Here is a 240-nt window from a genome sequence, read left to right as displayed (position 1 = left end):
CCTTCACGTTGCAAGCGCATCACTAGCTTGTCCAAAGTATCAACAGCGCTAACATCCCAGAAATGTGCTTGGCTTACATCAATCTATATTAGGCAATACCATCTATCCCAAATTCGCTGAACGTTTAAACGGTGGTGTTTGCTTTGCCAAAGGTCAAATTTTACGCCTTGCGATTATGTTTTATGGTTTTAAGCTAACCATGACGCAAGTTGCGAGCGTCGGTATGCCAGCGATTATGAC

1 protein-coding gene is annotated in these 240 nt (G+C 43.3%); it reads left to right on the top strand.

Going from position 1 to position 240, the window contains the following annotated elements:
* Positions 1-64: 64 nt before the first annotated feature.
* Positions 65-240 (top strand): putative sulfate exporter family transporter (locus R2R70_RS22805; RefSeq protein WP_410979319.1); only part of this gene is annotated, 176 nt, incomplete at its 3' end.

Origin of the sequence: Cobetia sp. SIMBA_158, assembly GCF_046566945.1 — a bacterium.
In the GTDB taxonomy this organism is placed as follows: domain Bacteria; phylum Pseudomonadota; class Gammaproteobacteria; order Pseudomonadales; family Halomonadaceae; genus Cobetia; species Cobetia amphilecti.
This window is presented reverse-complemented; position numbering and strand designations above follow the sequence as displayed.